Annotated in this window: 24 protein-coding genes and 1 pseudogene; 18 read left to right on the top strand and 7 right to left on the bottom strand. The window is 69.9% G+C overall.

The features are described from left to right. Window positions 1-46: 46 nt before the first annotated feature. The 4 genes from I6J71_RS11650 (at window position 47) to I6J71_RS11635 (ending at window position 2752) form a co-directional block, all read left to right on the top strand. A complete protein-coding gene (locus I6J71_RS11650) occupies window positions 47-673 on the top strand; it encodes a nuclear transport factor 2 family protein (RefSeq protein WP_204094731.1) in 627 nt (208 codons plus the stop codon). Between the two features lie 454 nt (window positions 674-1127). Then, window positions 1128-1526, top strand: a complete 399-nt coding sequence (locus I6J71_RS11645) for a MerR family transcriptional regulator (RefSeq protein WP_204094730.1) — start codon at window positions 1128-1130, stop codon at window positions 1524-1526. Between the two features lie 519 nt (window positions 1527-2045). Further along, window positions 2046-2531 carry a DUF2975 domain-containing protein gene (locus I6J71_RS11640; RefSeq protein WP_204094729.1) on the top strand — a complete coding sequence of 162 codons (486 nt, stop codon included), beginning with the start codon at window positions 2046-2048 and terminating at the stop codon, window positions 2529-2531. Continuing rightward, window positions 2531-2752, top strand: a complete 222-nt coding sequence (locus I6J71_RS11635) for a helix-turn-helix transcriptional regulator (protein ID WP_204096992.1) — start codon at window positions 2531-2533, stop codon at window positions 2750-2752. Before I6J71_RS11640 ends, I6J71_RS11635 begins: the two co-directional genes overlap by 1 nt. A 158-nt stretch (window positions 2753-2910) precedes the next feature. On the opposite strand, the pseudogene I6J71_RS50550 reads toward I6J71_RS11635, so the two are convergent. After that, window positions 2911-3912 (bottom strand): annotated as a pseudogene (locus I6J71_RS50550) (ANTAR domain-containing protein); the annotation flags it as partial. 718 nt (window positions 3913-4630) lie between these two features. Here I6J71_RS50550 and ligD point away from each other — a divergent pair. The 10 genes from ligD (at window position 4631) to I6J71_RS11585 (ending at window position 13168) form a co-directional block, all read left to right on the top strand. Next, entirely contained in the window at window positions 4631-6637 is a 2007-nt protein-coding gene (gene ligD, locus I6J71_RS11625) for a DNA ligase D (RefSeq protein WP_204094728.1), read from the top strand. 239 nt (window positions 6638-6876) lie between these two features. Continuing rightward, window positions 6877-7890 (top strand): Ppx/GppA phosphatase family protein, encoded by a 1014-nt coding sequence (locus I6J71_RS11620; RefSeq protein ID WP_239154669.1) that lies wholly within the window; start codon window positions 6877-6879, stop codon window positions 7888-7890. 158 nt (window positions 7891-8048) lie between these two features. Next, entirely contained in the window at window positions 8049-8399 is a 351-nt protein-coding gene (locus I6J71_RS11615; protein ID WP_204094727.1) for an ANTAR domain-containing response regulator, read from the top strand. A 165-nt stretch (window positions 8400-8564) separates the two neighbouring features. Next, on the top strand, window positions 8565-8897 hold the full coding sequence (locus I6J71_RS11610; RefSeq protein ID WP_204094726.1) for a plasmid stabilization protein: 333 nt from the start codon (window positions 8565-8567) through the stop codon (window positions 8895-8897). 186 nt (window positions 8898-9083) lie between these two features. After that, window positions 9084-9293, top strand: coding sequence for an STAS domain-containing protein (locus tag I6J71_RS11605; protein WP_204094725.1), 210 nt, complete (start codon window positions 9084-9086; stop codon window positions 9291-9293). A 223-nt stretch (window positions 9294-9516) separates the two neighbouring features. Further along, window positions 9517-9903, top strand: a complete 387-nt coding sequence (locus tag I6J71_RS11600) for an STAS domain-containing protein (RefSeq protein ID WP_204094724.1) — start codon at window positions 9517-9519, stop codon at window positions 9901-9903. Between the two features lie 150 nt (window positions 9904-10053). Beyond that, window positions 10054-10782 (top strand): DUF6292 family protein, encoded by a 729-nt coding sequence (locus tag I6J71_RS50545; RefSeq protein WP_370542119.1) that lies wholly within the window; start codon window positions 10054-10056, stop codon window positions 10780-10782. Between the two features lie 258 nt (window positions 10783-11040). Continuing rightward, complete coding sequence (locus I6J71_RS11595; protein ID WP_204094723.1) at window positions 11041-11979, top strand: glycoside hydrolase family 43 protein; 939 nt, start codon at window positions 11041-11043, stop codon at window positions 11977-11979. Between the two features lie 42 nt (window positions 11980-12021). After that, window positions 12022-12402, top strand: a complete 381-nt coding sequence (locus I6J71_RS11590; RefSeq protein ID WP_239154668.1) for a hypothetical protein — start codon at window positions 12022-12024, stop codon at window positions 12400-12402. 82 nt (window positions 12403-12484) lie between these two features. Further along, window positions 12485-13168 (top strand): DUF6766 family protein, encoded by a 684-nt coding sequence (locus I6J71_RS11585; protein ID WP_204094722.1) that lies wholly within the window; start codon window positions 12485-12487, stop codon window positions 13166-13168. 137 nt (window positions 13169-13305) lie between these two features. On the opposite strand, the gene I6J71_RS11580 is transcribed toward I6J71_RS11585, so the two are convergent. The 4 genes from I6J71_RS11580 to I6J71_RS11570 all read right to left on the bottom strand — a co-directional run bounded on the left by I6J71_RS11580 (window position 13306) and on the right by I6J71_RS11570 (window position 15446). Then, the gene (locus I6J71_RS11580) at window positions 13306-14085 is read right to left on the bottom strand and encodes an ANTAR domain-containing protein (protein ID WP_204094721.1); all 780 of its coding nucleotides are present in this window, start codon (window positions 14083-14085) and stop codon (window positions 13306-13308) included. Between the two features lie 306 nt (window positions 14086-14391). After that, a complete protein-coding gene (locus I6J71_RS11575; RefSeq protein ID WP_239154667.1) occupies window positions 14392-14685 on the bottom strand; it encodes a hypothetical protein in 294 nt (97 codons plus the stop codon). 4 nt (window positions 14686-14689) lie between these two features. Continuing rightward, window positions 14690-14818, bottom strand: a complete 129-nt coding sequence (locus I6J71_RS49720; protein WP_255570834.1) for a hypothetical protein — start codon at window positions 14816-14818, stop codon at window positions 14690-14692. 247 nt (window positions 14819-15065) lie between these two features. Continuing rightward, a complete protein-coding gene (locus I6J71_RS11570) occupies window positions 15066-15446 on the bottom strand; it encodes an ATP-binding protein (RefSeq protein WP_239154666.1) in 381 nt (126 codons plus the stop codon). A gap of 280 nt (window positions 15447-15726) precedes the next feature. Between I6J71_RS11570 and I6J71_RS11565 the strand changes: the two genes are divergently transcribed. The 3 genes from I6J71_RS11565 to I6J71_RS11555 all read left to right on the top strand — a co-directional run bounded on the left by I6J71_RS11565 (window position 15727) and on the right by I6J71_RS11555 (window position 17167). Continuing rightward, window positions 15727-15864, top strand: a complete 138-nt coding sequence (locus tag I6J71_RS11565) for a PAS domain-containing protein (protein WP_204094720.1) — start codon at window positions 15727-15729, stop codon at window positions 15862-15864. A 522-nt stretch (window positions 15865-16386) separates the two neighbouring features. After that, the gene (locus I6J71_RS50540; RefSeq protein ID WP_204094719.1) at window positions 16387-16590 is read left to right on the top strand and encodes an SDR family NAD(P)-dependent oxidoreductase; all 204 of its coding nucleotides are present in this window, start codon (window positions 16387-16389) and stop codon (window positions 16588-16590) included. Continuing rightward, window positions 16568-17167: an SDR family NAD(P)-dependent oxidoreductase gene (locus I6J71_RS11555; RefSeq protein WP_204094718.1), complete on the top strand. Its 600-nt coding sequence runs from the start codon at window positions 16568-16570 to the stop codon at window positions 17165-17167. The genes I6J71_RS50540 and I6J71_RS11555 overlap by 23 nt, the downstream gene beginning before the upstream one ends. A gap of 75 nt (window positions 17168-17242) precedes the next feature. Here I6J71_RS11555 and I6J71_RS11550 read toward each other — a convergent pair whose 3' ends face one another. Both I6J71_RS11550 and I6J71_RS11545 read right to left on the bottom strand, forming a co-directional pair. Next, the gene (locus tag I6J71_RS11550) at window positions 17243-17557 is read right to left on the bottom strand and encodes a hypothetical protein (RefSeq protein ID WP_239154664.1); all 315 of its coding nucleotides are present in this window, start codon (window positions 17555-17557) and stop codon (window positions 17243-17245) included. Window positions 17558-17726: 169 nt separating this feature from the next. Beyond that, on the bottom strand, window positions 17727-18200 hold the full coding sequence (locus tag I6J71_RS11545) for a DUF1772 domain-containing protein (RefSeq protein WP_204094717.1): 474 nt from the start codon (window positions 18198-18200) through the stop codon (window positions 17727-17729). Window positions 18201-18287: 87 nt separating this feature from the next. Here I6J71_RS11545 and I6J71_RS11540 point away from each other — a divergent pair, with 87 nt between their 5' ends. Further along, window positions 18288-18884: a cadmium resistance transporter gene (locus I6J71_RS11540; RefSeq protein WP_204094716.1), complete on the top strand. Its 597-nt coding sequence runs from the start codon at window positions 18288-18290 to the stop codon at window positions 18882-18884. Window positions 18885-18944: the final 60 nt, after the last annotated feature.

Raw genomic sequence — 18944 nt, 5'->3', positions numbered from 1 at the left:
GTCGACGCGGCTGCTTCACCCGTTACAGCGAGAAAGGTTGGGCACATTGCCTCTTCACCCCGAGTACGAGCAGATCCGCAAGGTCGTCGAGGACTGGGCCCTCTACCGCGACTCCGCGCGGTGGGAGGAGTTCGCGACGGTCTGGCACAGCGACGGCTGGATGACCGCGACGTGGTTCCAAGGTCCCTTCACCGATTTCATCGAGGTGAGCCGCGCGGCCTTCGACGCGGGCGGCCAGATCCTGCACTTCCTCGGCGGCTTCACGTGCGAGGTCTCGGGCGCCCGGGCGATCGCCCAGACGAAGATGAAGATCGAGCAGCGCGCGCCGGTCCACGGCACGCTAGTCGACGTGACGTGCACCGGGCGGTTCTACGACTTCCTCGAACGCCGCGACGGGCGCTGGGGCATCGTGCGCCGGCAGCCGATCTACGAGTCGGACCGGATGGACGTCGTCGATCCCGCGGCGTCGCTCAAGCTCGACGCCGCGGCGCTGGCGAGCTTCCCACCCGGTTACCGCCACCTCGGCTACCTCCAGGAGGACAACGGGTACCGGGTCATGCGCGACCTGCCCGGGCTGCGCGGGCACTCGGTCGAAGTGCTGTACGACGAGGGCCGCGGCTGGCTCGGCGGTTCGGCGACACCGGGCGTCGTGCGCGTCGACGGTGCTTCGTGACGCGACCTGACCCGAGCCAGCCGGGCCATCCTCCTGGTGAACCGCATCCTGCCGGGTAGAGGCTTGCTGCTCCCGCTGAGGGCCGCCGTTCGTGATCGGCGGCCCTCAGGGAGGAGCTGAACCGCTTCACGGAGGCGCCCATTGCTCTCGAGCCTCCATGACGCTGCCGGCCTGTGCCCACGTCCCGGATCAACGGCACAGGCCGGTCGGCGGGCGTCTCGGGGAAGAGCAGCCGTTCGTACGTCCACACGCTGGGGTACCCGGCCGCTTCCGCCGTTCTGGCCTCTCGACGACGCCGTTTTGCCAGGTCCACACCCAGCCGCTGGGGCAGACGGAGTCCAAGTCTCACTTGAACCCTCCGGTGATCGTCGTGGCCCCCGGAGGAACCGGGCCGGGCCGTAGAGCGATTCGCAAACATTCACACCCATGTGAAGGTCAAGGTAGCCTGGAGCACATGAGAATCGGCGAGCTCGCGCAGCGCACCGGCGTATCCCCTCGGCTACTGCGTTACTACGAGGAACAAGGGCTGATCGCGCCCAGCCGCGCCGACAACGGCTACCGCGAATTCGGCGAGTCACACGTGGACGTCGTGCTGCAGATCAAGGGTCTGCTCGACGCCGGGCTCCCGACCCGGATCATCGAGCAGCTCCTGCCGTGCCTGGACAGGCCGGAGACCATCTACGTCCCCGACGTGACCCCGGAAATGATCACCACCCTGCAACGCGAACAGGCCCGGCTGTCCGAACGCATCGAATTCCTGACCCGCAACAGAGACGCGGTCGCCGATTACCTGCAAAAGGTTCTCAGCGTCAAGTCAGTTAACACCGCGAGCAAGGACCACGCCCTGACCTGAGGCGTTGCCGGCTGGTGCGCCTCACGACGTCGATCTCGACGAGGAGGCGACACCGCATCGCCACGGCCGCCGGCTGGCCTGAGTGGATGGTCGCGGTGGGCGAACGTTGTCCCGCAATCAGTCGTACCGCGGTCCAGCCGCGGTGGTTCGGGTCTCGAAGTGGCCCGACGTCGGGCAACTCGAGGTATTCCACGGGATCCCCGGCGCCGCGGGCCGCGGCGACGTAGTCGCGGCCGTGGCCGACCGGCAACCGAATATGCAGCGCAATCCAGGCCGACCGGAGCGCTGCGCGCTCCGGTGTTCCTCGCCTGCTCCGGCAGCCGGGCCCTGCACGGGTTCTGTCCACTAAGGACACTGCACCACAGTCGCCGCCGCGAAGTCTCACGTCGTCGAGCCGGCCGACCTTGTCACCACAATTCGGAGCAGCGACTGCCGTGCCCCCGGAGAGCGGCACCAAGCCGGTTGCCCTGCCTATCGATATTCGATAGATTCCCATCGCAACTCGATGGAAAGAGGGCCATGGGAAAGCTGACTGTGCAGACGCTGCGGGCCGTGCTCGTGGTGGTGCTCGCCGGCACGGTGTTCGTGCAGGTGTCGATGGTGTGGGCGCTGGCCGCCAAACCGGTGACCGGGTCGCTCCCGCTGACGCCGCTGCGCGTGGTCACGATCCTGGGCATGCTGTCGGTCGAGGTCGCGGTGGTCTGCGTGTGGCGCCTGGTGACGATGGTGCGACGCGGAACCGTGTTCTCCCACGCCGCCTTCCGCTACGTGGACGGCGTGATCGGCGCGATCGTGGCGGCGGCCCTCGTGTGGTTCGCGGTCACGGCCATCAACGCGCCGGGCCAGCGGGAGGACCCTGGCGTCACCCTCATCATGGGCGGGATCGGCGTGGCCATCCTGGGGGTCGCGCTCATCGTGCTCGTGCTGCGGATGCTGCTCGCCCAGGCGGTCGCGCGCGACGGCGAAGCGGCGCAAATGCGGGCCGAGCTGGACGAGGTCATCTGATGCCGATCGCCGTCGACATCGACGTGATGCTGGCCAAGCGGAAGATGTCCGTGGGCGAGCTCGCCGACCGCGTGGGGATCACCCCGGCCAACCTGGCGGTGCTCAAGAACGGCCGCGCCAAGGCAGTGCGCTTCACGACGCTCGCCGCGCTCTGCGAGGTGCTCGAGTGCCAGCCGGGCGACCTGCTGCGGTGGGAGGCCGAGGACACCGCGGGCGGATGACCTGCCTCACGGGCGGGCGTGAATGGGGGCCCGCTCAGCGTCACCATCGAAGCCCCTGTCCCGGCTAACCCCGGCGAGGCGAGTTCGCCGTGGCGTTCGACGAGCGTCGCGGCGAGCTGCGCGAGCTTGAGGTTGAGCGTTTGCGACGTGCGGCGCAGCAGGTCGAATGCCTCGTCCGCCGTCAGGCCCTGGCGGGCCATGAGGATGCCCTTGGCCTGCCCGATGACGTCCCGGGACTCGACGGGCCCGGCGCAGCTCGGTGGAGCGCAGCTCGGCGACCTCCGCCGCGGTGTTGCGCGCCAGCGCGAGCGACGTGTAGGTCGCCAGCAGCAGCGCCCGGTGGCGGTCCGCGGCAAGGAACGCTTCGCGGTGGCTGTAGATGTTGAGCGCGCCTCGCACCGGCGCCGTCGCCCGACGGCGGCTGCAGGGCCGTCGGCAGCAGCGAGCCCAGGCCGTGGCTGGGCGGCGACGGCGGCGAACTGCGGCCACGCCGTGGCCGCAGTGAGGTCGAGGGCGAGGGCGTACCCAGGACCGTCCGGACGCGCGGCGTCGACGCACGGACCGCTCCCGGCCGCGTACTGGGCCTGGTCGAGGACCGCGGCGACGCCGTCGGTTTCGTTCGGGGTGAAGAACCGCCCGGCCGGATCCCGCAGCGTCACATTGACCACCTGAGCGTGGGGAATGATCACCACGGTGGCCGCTACGATCGGGCGCAGCGCCTGCTCAAGGGTGGTGGCGTCGAGGAGCACTCGACTCAGCGCCGCGAGCCGTCCGCCGAGCTCGTCGACCTCGGCGGACGGGTGCGGTTCGAACGCCATGGCCGCGTCGACCGTGCCATACACCCGCAGCTGCCCCACCGGAGTCGCGGTCCGCAACACGCGGAAGACGACACCGCCGTCCTCGACGACCGCGGCCGTCCGCGCACTCCGCTCGGCTTGAGCCGTCACGAAGCGGCTCAGCACCCGGGCACCGGCGGCCGAGAGCCCGGAGACGGCACGCAGGTCCGGCACGACGAGATGCGGCGGGGGCACGGCCGCGCTGATGTCGGTGAGCTTCTCCTGCGCCGACGCCACGGCGCCGCCGACCAGCGGGCCGGCCAGCCGCAGCACGAGCGCGGAATCCACATTCGACGGGCTGATCAACACCTCGGCGTCGGCCATCCTCGTCCCTTCATCGCCACCACGGGCCTCAGCGGGAACGCCGTCACCATTGCTCGCGGCCGCAGACGCTCACACCTTCCCGGAACGGGTACCGCCATCCGGCCGCCACCAAACGAAGCAGTCCAGCCCAACAGGCATGCGAGGCAGCCGCCCGACTGCCGGTGTCAGCCGCGGGGACCGGTGGCCTCGAATCCGGCGGCGCGAGAGCGGTCGGCGTCCGCATTCACGCGGTGGGTGTTGGCCTTCTACTGGTGCTCGCCTACCGCTGCGGCACCGCCGCGGTAGGCGAATTCCTCGTGCTGAACAGCGGCGCTGTCGTGAGCGCGCGCCGAACTGAGCAATCCGTTCCGGAGACGAGTACGGGCTGGCGCTTCGCGTCGACGTGCGTGCGACAACGCAGCGCGAGCCGCCGACACGGTGCTCCGGCGCTCGTGCTCGCCGGCATCGGGGTCAACGGTGGCGGAGCCCTCCGACGCGGCGGGCATCTGCAGAGCGCTCCGCCGCTGGGCCGCACTGTGCACCCGTGCCGCAGCGTGCCGCGCCGCTTCGACGGCGGCGACGCCAGGATCGTCGGGCCCGCTCATCCGGCCACTGTCCCACAAGCGACGAGGCAGCGGTCGCAACCAGGCGCGATCGGGCGGAGTTACGCCGAACGGGTTACCGTCGATGGGTAGTGTCCGGGCCCGGGTGCGGCTCGGTGCATCGACGGGAGGCCGCGATGGTCCGTGCAGCAGCCGCCCGGGTACCGGCCTGGGTCGAGCCGATGCTGGCCAAGTCCGACGGCGGGCGGCTCCCGTCCGGCCCGCGCTGGGCCTACGAGTACAAAGTGGACGGCTACCGCTGCTGCCTGCGGATCGCGGCGGACGGCACGACGGTCCTGACCAGCCGCAACAACATCGAACTCACCGCCGAGTTCGCCGAGATCGCCGACGTGGTCACCACCGCCCCAGACGGCGAGGCACTCGTGCTCGACGGCGAGATCGTGGCCCTCGACGAGCACGGCCGGCCGGACTTCGAAGCCCTCCAGCAGCGCCGCGGTCGTTACCAGACCCAGCGCGGCTCGCTGCGGCGCAACGAATCGTTGGACGACGTGCCGGTCCGGTTCCTCGCGTTCGACCTGTTGCGCCGGGGGGCCAAGGCCCTGCTCGCCGAACCGTACGACGAACGTCGCCGCCGGCTCGAGGACCTGCCGGTGCTCGACCCGGACCGGATCGCGGTGGTTCCGGCGTGCACCTTCGAGCAGCTCGCCGGCGACGGTCGCACTCCGGGTGACTTTCTCGAGCAGGCAGCGGCCGCGGGCATGGAAGGGCTGATCGCCAAGGTGCGCACGGGGGCCTACCACCCCGGCGCCCGCAGCGACACGTGGCTGAAGCACCCGCTCCTCCACACCGCCGAGGTTGTCGTCTGCGGGTGGCGGCCCGGACAACGCGGCTTCGCCGGCACGCTCGGCGGCCTGGTCCTCGGCGCGCACGACCCGGACACCGGCGCGCTGGAGTACGTCGGCGACGTGGGAACGGGTTTCAGCCAGGCCACCCGGGCGTCGCTTCAGGCCGACCTGGCGAAGCTCGAACGGCGGGCCCATCCGTTCGCGACCACACCGCCCCGCGAGGATGTCCGTGGCGTGCGGTGGGCCGAGCCGAAGCTGGTCGGCGACGTGGTGTACCGCACCTTCACCCGGGGCGCCGGCCGGCTGCGGCACACCGCCTGGCGCGGACTGCGCGCCGACAAGAAGCCCGCCGACGTGGTCGCGCCGCGCCCGTTGCACCGTTCTCCCGCGCCACCGGCGCCTGCCCTTTCGGCTGCGGCAGGTCAGCGGATCACCGTCCAAGCGGGCGATCGGCAACTGGTTTTGTCCAATCTGGACAAAGTGTTGTATCCCGCGAACGGGTTCACCAAAGGCGAGGTCCTCAACTACTACTCCCGCATCGCGCCGGTCTTGTTGCCGCACCTGGCGGGGCGGCCGGTGACGTTCATCCGCTACCCCGACGGCGTCGACGACGGGCAGTGGTTCGAGAAGAACCTCCCCCGCGGCGCTCCGGAGTGGATTCGCACCGCGGTTCTGCCCAGCTCGGGCACCCGCAGTGGAAAGGGGCCCAGAACGATCACCTACCCCCTGCTCGAAGACCTGCCGAGCCTGGTGTGGGCCGCCAACATCGCCGCACTGGAACTCCACATTCCACAGTGGACCGCCACCGCCGACGACCGGCGAACGCCGCCGGACCGGCTGGTGTTCGACCTCGACCCCGGCGAAGGTACGACGATCGTCGAGTGCTGCCGGGTCGCCGAGCGGCTGCGGGAGGTGCTCGTCGCGGACGGGCTCACTCCGTTCGCGAAAACCAGTGGCGCCAAAGGCATGCAGCTCTACTGCGCCATCTCCACCGACGACCCCGCGGCCCCGTCGGTTTACGCGAAGCGGCTGGCCCGGCAGCTCGCCGCGCAAACGCCCGGCAGGGTGACCGCGGTGATGGCGAAGGCCCACCGCTCCGGACGCGTGTTCATCGACTGGTCGCAGAACAACCCCCACAAAACCACCATCGCGCCGTATTCCCTGCGCGGGCGCGACCTCCCCACCGTCTCCACCCCGATCACCTGGGACGAAGTCCGCGCCTGCCGTAGCCCCGCCGACCTGACTTTCACCGCCGACGACGTCCTGCCCCGCGTGGCCGAACACGGTGACCTCCTCGCCGGCCTCGCCCAAACCCGCGTGGACCTCCCCAGGCAGTAGACAACACGACCCTCCCGTCCTGCCCGGGCGCAGTTCCATTCTGGCCGGAACCACCAGCATGCCCCGGAGCCTTGAGCGGGCCTGACCATGAGCGGGCCGGACCCCGCGGGAGGTGCTCCAGTCGAGGCCGCAAGGCGCCCTGCGGGAGAAGAGCCAGTTCAGCGTCGTAATGCGCTTGTGAGGTGTAGCAGCGGCATTCCGGGGAACACCACGGCGAGCGGAAATGAGGTGAACTCACCGTGCACGCTACTTCGGGGCCGGCTGTGGGTGTGCTGGATGTGGGTTCGTTCAGCGCTCGGCTCGTGGTGCTCGAGCCCGGCGGTACGCCGCTCGAGCCCGCGCTGAGCCACCAGAGCCGGCTGCGGCTGGACCGTGAACTCGACGACGAGTGCCGGTTGGGCGACCGGGGGATCGCCGCCATCTCGGCGGCGGTCGCCGAGGGGATGGCCGTGGCCGCTCGCCACGGTGTGCACGATGTGTTCCCCTTTGCGACGTCCTCGATCCGGGATGCGGCCAATGCGGATGAGGTGGTGCGCACGGTTCGCCGTGACACGGGTGTCGAGCTGCAGTTCTTGTCGGGGCGCCGCGAAGCCGAGCTGACCTATGTGGGCGCTCGGCGCTGGTATGGTGCGGCCGCCGGTCCGCTGCTGGTTCTCGACATCGGTGGTGGGACGGTGGAGTTGTCGGCCGGACGCGGTTCCCAGGCCGAGTTCGCGCGGTCGCTGCCGTTGGGGGCCCGGTCGGTCACCCGTGACTGGCTGCCCACGGATCCGCCGGTGCGGTCGAAGAAGGTGCGGGCCCTGCGTGAGTACGTGCTGGCGCAGGTGCGCGGCGCGCTGGGTGACGTGACCGCCGAGATCGCCGATCATCGCGTGGTCGGCTGTTCGAAGGTGCTGCGCCAGCTGGCACGCCTCGCCGGTGACCGTCCGGGGCGGGGCCGGGAGCTGCACCTGGACGACCTGCGCGTGTGGATCCCGCGCCTGGCCGCCATGCCGACGGCCAAGCGCGCGAAGCTGCCGGGCATCTCGCGTCAGCGCGCCCGGCAGGCCCTCGGCGGCGCCGTGGTCGCCGAAGCCCTGCTGACCATCACCGGCGGGACCATGGCCATCTGCCCGTGGTCGACCCGCGACGGTGTCCTGCTCACCCTTCTCGACGCGCTCGCCGTGGACGACCCGGCCCTCCAGGTCAACCCGCTGAGCCTGGGCGAGCAGGCCATGGCCGCGCTCTTGGAGCTCGAGAAGCCGGTCGACTGAAACCTCGACGCCCGACGCTGTGTTCTCCCGGCCGAGCCCACCATCAAGTGCATTGCCGACACGGCACCTCCCGGTCCGTTGCCCACTGTCCGGACTCTGGTGCAGCTGCACTACCGGTTGAGCTATTTTTGTTCACGCTGAGGGTCGGCCGGAGGGGAATGGTCATCTCGGGGGTTGAGTCACCTGACCGCGAGCCGACGAAGTGCGCGCCCGCTTCCGGCGATGACAACGACTTCGAACAGCTCATGGAGTCCCTCACCGAGGAAAACGACCAGCTCCGCCGGGCGCTGCAGACCCGCGAGCTGATCGCGCAAGCCACCGGTGTGCTGATGGGCCAGCGCCACTGCGAACGGGATGAAGCATTCGCATTGCTGACGAAGCTGTCGAAAGACACCAACACCAAGCTGCGTGATGTCGCCCGGGCGTTCCTCGACGAGTTCCACGCCGAATGCCGCGCGGCACCCGCTCGGGCTGACCAGCCACCACCGGAGGGCGAGCCGACGCGCTGAGCGGCGCCGCTGCGCCACCGGGCAAGGTCCGTCCGCGTCGAGGCGGTTCGAGGGGCCGGACGGCGGGCAGGGGCGCGAACGCCGGCGCTCGCCTTAGCCGGCCCGACGCAGCGGTTTTGCCGGTGCTCACCGCGGGTATCTGCGGGTCACGACGAAGGAGGCGCCATGCCGCAAAGCAATGGGAGCGGGAAGCGCGAACGCCAGTACGAGCACATCAAAGACTCGCAGAAGAAGCGCGGGGCGAGCACGTCGCGGGCCAAGGAGATCGCGGCCCGGACGGTCAACAAGAACCGGGCGCAATCAGGGGAGTCGAAGACCGCGAGCAAGAGTTCGACCCGGGACACGAGCCCGCAGAAGCGCGGCGGAAAACGCTCGGGCGACCGGCAGGGCCCGGGTGGGCCGACCAAGGACCAGCTCTACAACGAGGCGAAAAAGCGCAATATCAACGGCCGTTCCAAGATGTCCAAACAGGAGCTCCAGCAGGCACTGGGCCGGTGACACAGCCTGTCCGCAGGTCGGGCGGTGAACCGCCGGTCCGTTGCACACCACCACGCAATCGAACCAGCTGGTCAAGGTCGCGCCCAGTGGATTACCAGGCCGCGATAATCCGACACCACCCCGGACGGCGCGGCCGGCGCGGCCGCCTCCGCGGCGGAGATCAGTGTGCACCGGGGCGGTCCGGGTGTGGTGATCACCGCCCGTGGCGATTTCGACGCGGTCACGTCCCCGGACCTGCACGACGCCATCGCCGAAGTCTTCGTCGACCCACCCGCCGTCCTCGTGATCGACCTGACCGAGACCGCGTTCTTCGGTGCGGCTGGTCCCCCCACTCCAACCGCCGTTTGCTGGGCCTGCTCGGTCTGGACCGGCAGTTCGTTCTCCACGACACGGTGAGTTCCGCGGTTGCCGCCGACTGATCCCGGGAACGACGGCCGAGTGGTTCGCCTGCCTGCCCTGCCCTGCCCTGCCCGAGCGCACCACGGTTTCGCCAAGCTGGACTTGCCTGCCGAAAATCGGTTCGGTCGACTCCGGGCGCCGCCACGGGCAGGCCACTCTCGACCGTCTCGAGGCATTCGAGAGCCGTGCGCGCAGGCGGCGTGTGCGCGAAGATCGGGGCATGCAGGCCTCAGACCCCGACCCCACGCAGGACGCCGAAGGGCACAAGATCGATACCGGCGTCTCACTGGACCGCAACGGTTCCACGGCCGTGCTCACCACGCACGGCGAGTTCGACGCGCTGACCACTCCTCAGCTGCAGACCGCGATCCAGCAGACCTTCGAGAAGGCCCCCGAGGCGTTGGTGGTCGACCTCACTCGGGTCACGTTCTTCGGCTCGGCCGCGATCGCGGCGCTGGTCGAGGCACGCCAGCTGGCCGGCGAGCAGACAGCGCTGCGCCTGGCCGTCGCCCCCTACCTGGACCGCACCCTCAAGCTGATCGGCCTCGAAGGGGTTTTCGAGCTGTTCACCTCCGTCGAGGAAGCCCTGGCGGCCGACGACGGATGAGGGTGCAACGCGAAGCTCGCTCAGCTGGTGAGGACCTGCGTCGAAAGGATCTTCACCAGCGCGTTCAACCGGCGCGGCGTCCTGGGGTGACGGCGGCTCGCGAGTTCGAGCAGCGCCGGCGACCACCAGGACGCGGCCGTCGCCGTTGCAATGCAGCACGGCGACGCTACGCGCCATCGTCCGGGCTCACCGCGTCGGCGAGGTGACTGTCCACCCGCGACGGTCACGGCTCATCGCGCCCGTACGGCGTCCGCATGTTTCGGGACTAGCAGGTCCCCACCCGCCGCACCGACACTCTTGGGCCCCCGCAGTGGATTCCCACCGGAATCCACGCCGAACGCCGTTCGGACAGGCGGGAAAACGGGTACAGCGATCGAGCGGGTCCTGGTCGCGGCCGGCGGTTGCGAGGGAGGTACAACGATGAAATCGGAGCGTGGTCACGTTTCGCCTCTGCGTGGCTACGTCGAGTCGATCGCCGGCCTCCTCCGAGTCGAGCCCGAAGCGTCGTGGAGCGAAGAGGGCAGCCCGTCGACCGCATACATCGCCCTCGCCGAGCAGGTTTCGTGTTACCCGGGACGCTTGCTGATGGCGCAATGGAGCAGCGAGAGCGGCTGGAGCCTGGCGCTCGAACCGGAGTGCGCGGAAGCACCGGTGGTACTCGCGGCGTGGCCGCAACCCACGCGACCGGCCCCCACCGTGGTGGCCCGCCGCTTCCGCACTGCGCTCAACGACCTGGCCAACCAATGGCGTCCGTCGCTGTCCGCACGCGGATCCACCGGGCGCCCCCGAATCCAGCCGGCGACCACCCGCGCCGCACGCAGGCGACGATCGGCTGGGCCGGGGGCGTACACCCCCGCGTCGAGGCCGCTGAGCAGCTAGCCGAACACGGTGCGTCAGGCAGAGTCACCGGGTCGCTCCTCGGCCGAGTCCGCGTCGGACAGCGGGATCGCCGGGTGCCGCGCCACGAGAAATAGCATCGCCACGACCTTCGAGTCAGCGATCGGCTGCCCGGCAACGGTGGTCCTCAAAGCGGTCAGCGCGTGAGTTCACCACCTCGAGCCGCGTCGCAGGCACCCAGCCCAGTGCTTTCAGCCGGCAGCCTTGCGTTACCACGGTGTCGCGCGCCGAGAATCGATCATGAAGTGTCGCCGGCTCACTGTGGTGATCGCCGTCTCGGTCCTGGCCTGGCGGCCCTGCGCACCTGCCCAGGCCATCAGTGCACGACGGTTGTTGATCAACCAGGACTTTCCCGACCCCGACGTGGTGAAAACCGGCGCCTGCTACTTCGCGTTCTCCACGAGCACCGGACAGGTCAAGGTGCCCGTGGCTGCGGCGCCGGCGCCCGACGGCCCGTGGCGCGGGACCGGCGACGCGCTCGCCACACCGCCGCCGTGGGCGAAGCCAGGCGGCGGGTTCTGGGCACCGGACGTCACCACGTTGCCGGATGGCACCTTCGTCCTGTACTTCGCCTCCACCGTCGGCGCGAGCGGCCAGATGTGCCTCGGCACCGCCACCGCGAGCGAACCCGACGGCCCCTACCAGCCGAGCGGCGACCAGCCGATCGGCTGCGCGGCCGGCGACGGCGGCGACATCGACCCGCAGACGTTTCTCGACTCCGACGGAACCCGCTACCTGCTCTACAAGAGCGACGGCACACCCACCGGGCCGCCCGCCGCGATCTGGTCGCAGAAACTCAGCCCTGACGGCCGCACCCTCGCCGGCACGCACAGTGAGCTAATCCGGGCCGACCTCACCGCTGAGAAGGGTGTCGTGGAAGCGCCGTCGGTGGTGAAGACCCTGTCCCGATACTTGCTCTTCTACTCCGCGGACACCTTCACGAGTAGCGGCTACCACACGTGCTACGCCACCGCGCCGACGTTGTCCGGTCCGTTCGTGAAGGCCGACAGCCAGTTCCTCTCCACGGATCTCCTGGGCGGCCGGGTGGACACACCGGGCGTCGCGGACGTCGCCGACGGCCACATCTTCTTTCACGGCTGGCTTTCCGGCGGCCGCAGTGCCCGTGGGCTCTCCGAACTTCCGATCAGCTTCCCCGGTGACACGCCGCAGCTGGGCTGACCAGCTCGGGTGTAAAGCCGCGACGAGCGGGTATACCGACCCGTGCGGAAACTCATCGTCGGCGTGATCGCAGGGGCGCTCCTGATTTCGACCGGCGCGTGCAGCGCCGCCGATTCCCCGGACGCGCAGGCAGCTGCTCAGGCGTTCGTCACCGCTGCCGCAACGGGCGCCTCGGTCGAGGCCTGTGCTCTGCTCGCGCCACGCGCACGAGACGGTCTCGGCCCGGCCGGTTGCCCACCGATGCTCGCGACCGTGCCGCGCGCACCCGTCGTCTCCGCGTCCGTGTGGGGCGGCGAAGCCCAAGCCCGTTCCGATGCCGACACCCTCTTCCTGCACCAATTCCCCGAAGGCTGGCGCATCACCGGCGCCGGCTGCCACCCGCGCAACGAGCAGGTCTACGACTGCACGGTCGGTGGGCGATGAAAGCCCGTTTCGTGTTCGCCGCCTACCTGGTGCTCATCGCCGCCGGGCTCGCGTACTTCATCGCCCTCGGAGCGTTGGGGCGATGAGCGCGATCCGGATCCACCTGCGCAACAACGGCCTCTCACTCGCCTTTGGCGCGCTGTTCCTGCTCAGCCTGGCCGGCCAAGCCTGGTCCGGCCTCGTCGACTTCAACAACCAAGAGCTGGCCCGCGGCACCCCACCCGTGGGGCTGCTGGACTACCTCACCTCGTCCTCGTTCGCGGTCGACGTCGCCGAGAACTGGCAGTCGGAATACCTGCAGTTCTTCCTCTACGTCTTCGCCACCGTCTGGCTCGTGCAGCGCGGGTCCCCCGAATCCAAGCCGATGCGCAAAGTCGGTCTGGAAAGCGATCAGGAGCAACTGCTCGACGGTCACCTCCGCGACGGGTCTCCCCGCTGGGCGCAGGCGGGCGGCTGGCGCACCGCCGTGTTCTCCCGGTCGCTCGGTCTCGTCATGGGCGCGATCTTCCTGCTCTCGTGGTTGGCCCAGTCCGTCGCCGGCGTCAGCGCCTACAACGCCCAGCAGCTCAGCGACTTCGGCGACCCCGTCAGCTGGGGCGAATACCTGCTGTCCGCCGACTTCTGGAACAGGACGCTGCAGAACTGGCAGTCGGAGTTCCTCGCCATCGGCTGCATGGCGATCTTCAGCGTCTACCTCCGCCAGCGCGGCTCCCCCGAATCGAAACCCGTCGGCGCCGAACACCACATCACCGACGAAACAGGCTGACCACGCCCAGCACGCCGGGCGAATTCGCCGTGTCTGCAGCCCGATCCTGCTTCCTCGCAACAACGGACGCACAACGGCGGCTCGACCTCGGAAGGCACGGTGGCCACCATGGGCCGGCACCAGCCGGCGGGGTGCGGTTACTCGGGTGTGGCGAGCGCGGCCCACACCAGCGCGGCGGCGTAGCGAGCCGGCTCCGGCGGCACGATCTGTGGCAGGCCTTCCGGCGTGGTCACCTGTGCGTGGCCGAGGTGCTCGACCAGCGCCGCGGCCAAGTCGCGGGCCTTGACGTTGAACTCCTGGCTGGCCCGGCGCAGCGTCTCCCACGCCTCGTCCGCGCTGCACCCCCGGACCGCCACGATCGCGCCTTTGGCCTGTTCGATCACCGCGTGCGAGCGCAGGAGAGCGATCATCTGCTCCGAGCCGGCCGCGATGTCGGTCTGGATCACCACAATTGTGTTGCAGACGAGCCGCTCGTAACGGGCCAGCACGTGGAGCGCTTCGTCGGTGCAGGAGTGCGCCAGCGAGGCGGACAGCACGAGAGTGCTGTCGCAATCGAACGGCGAGGGGCGAGCGACGAAGCCCCGCAGCGCGCGCCACGTGGCGGCCCGCTCAGGAAACTGCTCGGTGACCGCTTCTCGCGTGAGTTTCGGCCAGCGCGGGTCGGTGAACGCGTCGGCGGTGACGACGGTTTCGCCGGTCTCGGCGGCGGTGACGATCGGGCCCCCGAACAGCTGGATCTGGGCAGGCGCGAGGTGCCCGGCGATCCCGGCGGCCACGAGGACGGCAAGCGGCTCGTCGCCGTGATGCACGCTGACGGCGGCCCCGAGGCCCCCTGGGATGTCGTCACAGATGCGGGTCAGCAGCGCGTACAGCAGCGCGCCGACCGGGACCTCGTCCACACTCGGCGGCCCAGTCATCGTCTGCCCTCGCCGTTTCACCCTCCTGAAGTTTCGAACCGGTAGCCGATTTTACGCTTTTTCCGACCGCGGTGGCACGCCGTGTTTTTCGAGGTGACAGGCCAAAACCGGCTGCTGCGGCTTGCCGTGCCGAGGCCGGCCGGCTCCACCCGCCACCACCTTGAGCACCAAGCGCACTGTGCTGCGGGCCGGGCAGAAGCGGGCCGGGTGTGCCCGGGTGGGGACGGCGACCTGACCCTGCCGGACGCCGCGTCCACCGGGAACGAGCTCCGCCCTTGTTCACTCACCGTTGCTCGGCCCGCGTCGTCACAGCTGGGCGCGGTGCTGCTCGGCGAGCAGCTTCAGGTTGAGCAACTGCCGTCGAGCCATGATCAGATCGCCGACGCACACCCCGAGCGCCACCCATCGGCTGGTTCGCATGACGAGTTCGAACAACAGCCGCGTCGCGTTGTGATCCTCGGGCACGAGGACGTAGGACATGACGGCGCCCAGGATGGTGCCGGTCAGCTGTTCCCCCGGGTCGACCGAAACGATGTGGCCCAGCCTGCGCCCGCAGGCGGTCGTGAACTTGTCACCGACGTGTGGTTCAGGGAGATCCACCAGCTCACGGGGCGAGCGGTGCCCGGACACTCACGCCCCGCCATGCCTCCAGCGCGGGCGAGGTGATGAAGGCGTCGCACAGGTAGAAGCGCGCGATCTCGCTGTCGCTCACACCCCACCGGTCCCCGATCATGCAGTGATCGTCCGCCTCCGCCGCCGCGGCGTTCAAGCTTTGCCTGCCACGCGACGTCCGCCGAGACGAGTGGGCGCGCCACTTTTCATCACCGTCGCTACCCAACGTAGCCACGACACGGCGCGGAACTGGAACTGGCCGCTGACGGAGATCGCCGCGGGTGAGCGGGTCGAGACCGGCGCGGGAGCGATCCGGGTCAAGTCGGACGGGCCGTTCGCCGATCCGCCGCGCGGTCGCGGATCAGTCGCTACGAGGGCTGGTACGGCAGTTGCCAGGACATGGCGACGACTGTGCCCTTCGGGGTGGGGGTGACATCGCTGTGATCGGCGAGCAGGTGGATCAGCGGGAGACCACGGCCGGGGGCCGGGTCAGGTTGAAGGCGCCACCGGCCACGGTCGGTGACGGTGACGCGCACGGCGCGGATGCCGTGTTGAGCATGCAGATCGAGATGGCCTGCGGAGCCGGCGGCATAGGCGTGCTCCACGACGTTGGTCATCGCTTCGTAGCCGGCCAGCTGAAGATCGGCGATCAGATCCGCGGGTAAGCGCCGGGCGAGTGCCCAGTCCCCCAAGGCATGCCGCAGAGCAGTGGCTTCCCCGAGGCGGGCCGGCCGGCGCAGATGCAACACGTGAGGAAAAGTCCCTCGGTGACGCTCGCTGAGCACATCGTGCGTCGCGCTGGTGCGGTGCCCGGCTTGTCTGGTTTCCATGCCGTCGCGTACCCGCATACGGCGCAGCTATGCCCACTGACCCGGCTGATGTGGCGTTTACCCCCCACCGGACCCTGACGGGCCGTGGTGACAGCTCGATGGTTCGGCTGCGCACCGAGGGCACGAGCCGACCCCGGACCGCCGAGAACAGGAGAAAGCCATGGCAGAACGCGAAATGCCGAACTAAGCTAGCCGCTCGGTGCTCGAACTGATCCTGGAAAGGGTTCCGCAGCCGGTCTGGGTGATCGACCACGATGGTGCGATCGCCTACGCCAACCCCGCGGCCGTGGCCGTGCTCGGTTACGACGACGTGGCCGAGCTGCGCGGACGCCAGTAGCCACGAAACGGTGCACCACCACTGGGCCGGCGGCTCCCGGTTCCGCTCCGCGCAATGCCGGATGCTGCCCTCGCGCCGTGGTGGAAAAATAGCGCACAGCGACCATGACTGGTTCTTCCGTCGCGACGGCTCGATGCTCCCGATCGAGTGGTCGAGCCTGACGAGCCGGGCTCAGCCCGTCCATGAGCCGATTTCGATGGACCGCGAGCCGATCACGCGTGGCCCCCTCCTGCTCTCCGGTTCATGATCCAAAGGTCCCGACACCTGCCCGCGACCGGAACTGATCGCCGCGCCCGTGCAGTCGTCGCCGGGTTCGAGCGTAGGCGGTCGCCACCAAGGTTCTTCGAGCTCGGCGGCAACCGGTCCAGCGGTCGACAAGTGCCGGGCGCAGGAGGTTCGAAGGCGTGCGGAACGGATCCGGGGTTCGTGCTCGGGCGGTCAGCGTCCGGTGCGTGAACGGTCAGCGGGTCCCTGGAGGTTGGTGGCACAAGATCTCACCACCGAAGGAACGGGAGACCCGATGTGGCGCACCTCGACCGCAAGATCGCACTGGTCACCGGCGGCAGCAAGGGTAGCGGCAGGGCCATCGCGGCCCGGCTGGCCCGAGCCGGCGCGCTGGTCGTGGTCCACTACGGCCTCGACGAAACCGCGGCGAAGGAGACGGTCGCGGCGATCGAACAGACCGGGGGGGCGGGCTTTCGCCGTGCCCGCCGCACTCGGCGCTGACGGCGACGTGGCCAGGTTGTTCGCCGGACTGGAAACGCGACTGCGTGAACGCACCGGGGAGTTTCGCCTCGACATCGTGGTCAACAACGCCGCGACCGGCGCCGGTTCGATCTCCACCACGACGCCGGAGGAGTTCGACAAGGTGTTCGCCGTCAACGTGAAGGCGCCCTTCTTCATCGTCCAGAACGCCCTGCCCGTGCTGCGGGACGGCGGCCGCATCGTCAACATCTCCTCCGCGGACACCCGGATCGCCCTGCCCTTGAAACTGGCCTACAGCATGACGAAAGGCGCGCTCGACGTGTTCGGCCGAAGCCTGGCCCAGGAACTCGGCCGGCGGGACATCACCGTGAGCACCGTCGCCCCCGGCCCCACCGACCGCACCGCGCACCTGTTCGCCGACGAGCGGATCCGGGCCGCGACCGCGGCGGCTTCGGCACTCGGCCGAACCGCGGAACCCGCCGACGTCGCCGAGGTCGCCGCCATCGTGGCCTTCCTCGTCTCGGGCGACGCGCGCTGGGTGACCGGCCAGGTGATCGACGCCACCGGTGGCGTGTTCCTCGGGCCGCAGTTCGACTGACGCGCCGGGCAAGCCCCTGCCGATGCTGGTCACCACACCACCGTTGTCTGCCTGGCGGTTTCGGACCGCGGGTGCTCAGCCCAGTTCGAACAGCGCAGCCTGTTCCTGGCGGGCGACGTCGGCACCGACGATTCGCCGGCATTTACGGCAGGTGACCTCGTGCGCGGTCGCCTGCAGCTCCCCCGCCGCCCCGAGGCCGGACCAGCCCTGCCGGCAGGCCGGCGCGGGCAACGTCAGGCCATTGATCCAGTCCCGCCAGATCACCCCGTGCACCGTCTCCGACGTGCCGATCCGCAGGTTCATCCCAGCGAATATGCGGTGCTGCGCCGCGGCGAACCCCGGCGGGTCCACCCGGTGCACCGGGAACAACGGGATTGGTTCAGCGCTCACCCGACCAGTATGCGGCGACCACCGACGTTCTCCCGCAGCTTCGAGAACGTCGGTGGTCACCGCACCCGAGCCAGTGTGCGCCCGGTAACTCCCCGGCCCAAGACGCGGGCGCCTCGGTGGACGCGGGCATCCCAGGGCCGGCTCAGGAACACCCCGCGCCGGTTTTCGGTCAGCGCGACCGGGGCGGACAAGCGCGTCCGAAGGCAGCCATGCCGCACGCCAGCGCCGCCAGCCGGGCTGCGTTCCACCGGTGCCGCGTCCTGACCAGTTGCCGGCGCTGCTCGTCCGTCGGGGGCGGCTCGTCCCGCAGCAGCCGGACGTTCACCGTCCGCACGAGGTAAGCGGTGCAGCCGATCGCACTCGCCAGAGTCGTCGCGGTGACGCCGACCATCCGCCGGTCGCCGCCGGAGCGCCAGCCGGACACCAGCGCACCGGCCGTCGCGCCCGGGGACAACGGAATCACCGGCAGGTAGTAGCGCACCGGACTGCCGTGCCCCAGCACACCGGAACCGCGCCGCGCGACTGCCTGGAGGCCGGGCACATCGACCACGGCCTCGTACAGGTTGCCGCACAGCCACGCGGTCTGCCCCGCGCGGGCGAGCCCAGTCCAGTCCGGCCCCCGGCGGGACCTCCTCGTTCGCATCACCGCAGGATGCCATCAGCGGGACGAGGACCGCCGACGACGCGCGATCGCCTCGCCGCCGGAGACCACGCAGCGAACGAGGCGACCATGAACCTCAGCGTCATCGGCCAGGCCGTCGGCTTGTTCGCCGTGACCAACATCGACGACGTCCTCGTCTTGGCGCTGTTCTTCGCCCAGGGCGCCGGGCACCGCGGCGCGACTCGACGCGTCGCCCTCGGCCAGTACCTGGGCTTCATCGCCATCCTCGCGGTCGCCGTGGCCGCAGCCTTCGGGGCCACCTTCTTGCCTGAGTGGCTGATCCCCTACCTCGGGTTGCTGCCGCTCGCGCTCGGCATCAGGGCGGCCGGCCAGGCCTGGCGGCACCGGCACGACACCGACGACGAACACACCACTCGCAACCGCGGGCCGAAGTCCCTCGAGGTCGCCGCGGTCACCTTCGCCAACGGCGGCGACAACATCGGCGTCTACGTGCCGGTGTTCGCCACCGCCGGCCCGGGCGGCATGGCCGGCTACGTGATCGTGTTCCTCCTCCTGCTCGGGCTGTGGATCGCGGCCGGACGCCACTTCGCGACCCGGCCCGCCATCGCCACCGCCCTCGCCCGCGGGGGCCACCTCCTGCTTCCGGCGGTGCTCATCGGCATCGGCCTGCTCATCCTCGTCGAAGGCGGAGCGTTCGACTGGTAGGACCCGGCCCAGCGCAGGCTGCACAGCACCTGCCCGAACACCACGCGCTACCAGTAGCTG

The organism is Amycolatopsis sp. FDAARGOS 1241, assembly GCF_016889705.1.
Classification (GTDB): Bacteria; Actinomycetota; Actinomycetes; order Mycobacteriales; family Pseudonocardiaceae; genus Amycolatopsis.
The sequence above is the reverse complement of the archived record's forward strand: the minus strand, read 5'-3'. Positions and strand labels throughout refer to the sequence as shown.